Annotated in this window: 2 protein-coding genes; both read right to left on the bottom strand. The window is 39.1% G+C overall.

The window, feature by feature from the left end:
- Positions 1 to 175: 175 nt before the first annotated feature.
- Positions 176 to 2,164, bottom strand: a complete 1,989-nt coding sequence (locus tag E5A76_RS11735) for a bifunctional metallophosphatase/5'-nucleotidase (RefSeq protein ID WP_161119047.1) — start codon at positions 2,162 to 2,164, stop codon at positions 176 to 178.
- A gap of 190 nt (positions 2,165 to 2,354) precedes the next feature.
- The gene (locus E5A76_RS11730) at positions 2,355 to 3,761 is read right to left on the bottom strand and encodes a cytochrome-c peroxidase (RefSeq protein WP_053987668.1); all 1,407 of its coding nucleotides are present in this window, start codon (positions 3,759 to 3,761) and stop codon (positions 2,355 to 2,357) included.
- Positions 3,762 to 3,838 lie beyond the last annotated feature (77 nt).

Here is a 3,838-nt window from a genome sequence, read left to right as displayed (position 1 = left end):
GGTTAATAAATACGTTATATCATTAATATTCTATTAATATATGACTTTGAGCCAAAATTTAGAAAATTAACGATTGTTGAAAAAGACCAATTTTATTTGTAAATGTAAATAAGCGCTCTTTATGGTCATACAAATCATAAAAAGCGCCCAATTTATTTTTTACTGACGATAAAAATTATGGCTGAGTACGGTTTAATGTCACCACTTCATAGCCTAATGGCACTAAGTGCTGACGGCTTTGATCGATGTAATCAATCACCGCTTGCGCATCGGTATTGCAACGGGTGTTAGCAGCCTTACAATTCGGTGCTTTACCACCTTGGTAGTTGACCTTGTATTTATCACCAACTTTATCAATATTCTTCACTTTAAAGCCAGTTAACTTACCGTCAACATAAACCACATCAACACGACCAGAATGATCTTTTTGGGCGTGGTAAAGTGGTGTCCAATTGTCATTACCCGTTGCGTTATAGTTATTAATCGCAACATTGTAAGTTTTATTGTCTTGAATTGGCGTCCATACAGGGTGCTTTTCAGTTCCTGTCATCACTTCCACTTTACCAAGTTTACCTGCTTTATGCGGCGTCGTTTCAGTGTAGCTATAGCGAATATGACCACCGTATGGGAATTTACCTGCGTGAGCCCCTTCAGGCAGTGTTGCGGTAACCGCTTCTTGCAATAAATCTTTAATCACAGAACCTTTTACCGGTACCACTGACATAAAGTTAGCAAATGGTAGCAATTCTAGCGATACGTTACCTTCACGGTACTCACCAGCTTCAATGTTCGTACGAATACCACCCGCACCAATCAATGAAAAGTCCACTTTCATGCCTGTCACTTTCTGTACTTGTGGTTCATTTGCCCAGTAGTACTGCCCTTCAGCGACAATCGGCGCCACATCTGAACCATGTTTATCGGTACCACGATCGCCTGGACGACGCTCATGCTTAATTTCGACCGGAACCTGAGCAATGGTTTTTCCGTAAGCTTTATCTACCGCAGGCTTGTATTTAGTATCAATACGTTGACGTAGTAGCGCATCTTCATCAGTAATGGTGATCTTGTCATGATTATCGATGAACTTTTCCACTGTCTCTGTTTCTACAGGGCTGAACATGTCACTCTTTTTACGATCAGCATGATGATAGAACTCATCGTTACTCAGTAAGGTATTATGACCTGCGCAGGCCACTACATCGCCTTTAGCATCAAATTTTACGTTTACACGACCAATAGCTTGCGCATATTCACCAGCCTGTACCACACAGGTTTCTGTTTGGCCGTTCGGGTTCTTCACCATTTGGGCATAAATACCGTTATTGTTTAAACCTAGATCGGTAAAATCGCCCAGTAATGTGTGGGAGTGACCACCAACAATTAAATCAATACCGTTAACTTTCGAAGCCACATCAAGATCAACGGCATTACCAATATGAGTCAGTGCGATGATGTTATCAATGCCTTTACTTTGCAGCATATCAACCGTTGCCTGTGCGGTTTTAACCATATCGTTAAACTTCACATCACCGGTATTTGGCGCAATGTTTGGCATGTTATCTAATGCTAGACCAAATACAGTAACAAGGTTTTTATCTTTAGGTAAGTGGTTAATATCTTTAACCAATGTTTTCTGATTGCCATCAAAAGCAAAGATTTGATAAGGATGAAGGTTAGTTTGATTTTTTAAATCAGCATCTTGGCTAACATCGACGTTAGCAGCGAGGACAGGAAAATTAACACTGCTGATAAAGGCATTGAGTTTTTTGTTATTTAAATCAAATTCATGATTACCGAGAGCCATTGCATCTAAGCCCATTTTACTTAGCAGGTCGGCATTCATTTCACCTTGATTCAATTTGAAATAAGCACTGCCTTGCCACGCATCGCCACCATGTAAGAATAATAAACTTTGATTATTTTTTTTCGCTTCAGCTTTATATTCTTTTGCCATGGTTTGTAAGCGAGGATAACCACCAAATTCGTTATAAACTTTAGTACCGTCGGCCTTAAAACTCGATTTAACAGGATCAAAATTAGAATGGGTATCGTTTATATGCGCGACAGTTAATGAAAATGGTTGGTGCTGAACGGTTGGTGCTGTTGCACAACCAGACATAGCGACAGCAATAGATATTGCGATTAATGGCTTCGTAAACATTCTTAATCCTTACTGCTTGATATTGTAATCGTTTGCGCAGGAAGAATAACCCACATTAAATTCCATTTCAGTATCATTTGTTATTTTTTTATTCTTTTATTAAATCATTTTGTTTAATAAAACAGCATAATAAAAAACGGCCTCTGCACTTTAACCATAAAGACACAGAAGCCGTTTTACTCAACACTGGTTATTTCAGTGGTTTACCTTGATATTCACCTGTTAGGGTTTTCAAGTAAGCGGTGATCTTATTAATATCGCTTTGACTTAACTTCACACCTACTTGGTATAACGCCATATCATCGACTGCTTGCTCAAGCGTTTTCGCACTTGCATCATGGAAATAAGGAGCAGTTAGTGCCACGTTACGTAACGTTGGTACTTTAAAACGGTGCATGTCGTTTTGATCTTTTGTGACGTTAAAACGACCGTTATCAACATCAGTGACGTTACCACGATTACCGAAGTAATCACCTTTTAGGCCCATTACTTCATATGACAAGCCGCCCATAGATTGACCGGTATGACAAGTTTGACACTTATTCGCTTTAAATAACGCATAACCTTCTTGCTCTTCCTGTGTTAAGGCTGTTTTATCGCCTTTTAGGAATTTATCAAAGCGGCTATTTGGCGTTACTAAGGTTTTTTCAAACTCAGCAATAGCATTAGTAATGCTGTACTCACTGATACCCTGCTTAGGATAAAGCGCATCAAACTGTGCTTTTAATGCAGAATCTTTATCTAACTTGTCGATAATATGCTGCCAAGACCCAGCCCCCATCTCTTTAGGATTCATTGGTGGACCACCCGCTTGCTCTTGCAGATCTTTCGCTCGACCATCCCAGAACTGGTGAATATTAAACACCGCATTAAATACTGTTGGTGCGTTAATAGGCCCTTTAGCACCATTAATACCCGTCGAGGTATCTAAGTGATCCACACCACCCGTGGTTAAGCTATGGCAGGTTGAACACGCCACTGTGTTATTACCTGATAAACGCTTATCGTGATAAAGCTCTTCACCTAATTTAACTTTTGCGTCATCGACTTTAAATGTGGTTGAGATTGGTTGTACCGCATCATATTTAAACTCTGATACCACTTGAGGATCAGCATAGTATTTAGTGCGTTCTTGCTTAACCCAATTTAATAACGTATCGGTTTCTTGTTGTGACAGATCAGAACGCCAGTGCATTAATAAAAACTGCTTAGGTGGCATTGCGTGATCATTTAATACCGATTCTAATTTCGCTAATTCTACTTGCGAAACAGGCTTATTATTCTGAACTTGATCCATCAAAGCTGTGATATTGAATTGACGTAATGCATGTTCAATATCACGTTGCATTAGCTGTTTTGCCACTGGAACATCGGCATAAAACGGCATTTCACTGTTTTTAGTGTGGCAGTACTGACAACCGTTTTGGTTAAAGATATGAAAAGCTTGTTGAGAAAGAGGATCAGCTTTAACCAAATTAGCTTGAGAAAGATATTGTTGATGAAGGGTTTTATCACCCTGATCAACAGCATATACCGTGGCTAAATAGCCAACAATACCTGCACCGATTGCACATGCAATCAACGATGATTTTTTCATGAATATACCTAAGAGAAATATTTACAAAGAAAAATAATCGCTTCTAATTAATATATCCAAACGGAAAAAGTGGATAT

Source organism: Photobacterium lucens, assembly GCF_009873615.1.
GTDB lineage: Bacteria > Pseudomonadota > Gammaproteobacteria > Enterobacterales > Vibrionaceae > Photobacterium > Photobacterium lucens.
This window is presented reverse-complemented; position numbering and strand designations above follow the sequence as displayed.